Below are 219 nucleotides of genomic sequence, written 5' to 3' on the forward strand. Positions count from 1 at the left end.
AGGAATATGGTGTGGGACGGCATACTGTTGATCATAGTGAATGGGTGATTGGAACCAGTGGAGGAGGGGTGGATTGGATTTGGGAAAGAGGTTGAAGGCGTTGGGGAGATGCGAAGGATTGATGTGGAGGTGATGAGTGATTGGGGGTTGGATGAGATGGGTTTTATGGTGAATGGAGAAATAGGATTGCAGGGGTGTTAGATATATGAAAGGGAGATG

At 47.5% G+C, this 219-nt stretch carries 1 protein-coding gene; it reads right to left on the reverse strand.

Going from position 1 to position 219, the window contains the following annotated elements:
- On the reverse strand, positions 1-207 hold a 207-nt coding region (locus FS628_RS33420; protein ID WP_369008931.1), incomplete at its 3' end, for a DNA polymerase beta superfamily protein.
- Positions 208-219 lie beyond the last annotated feature (12 nt).

The organism is Paenibacillus xylanexedens (assembly GCF_007676705.1).
Lineage (GTDB): Bacteria > Bacillota > Bacilli > Paenibacillales > Paenibacillaceae > Paenibacillus > Paenibacillus xylanexedens_C.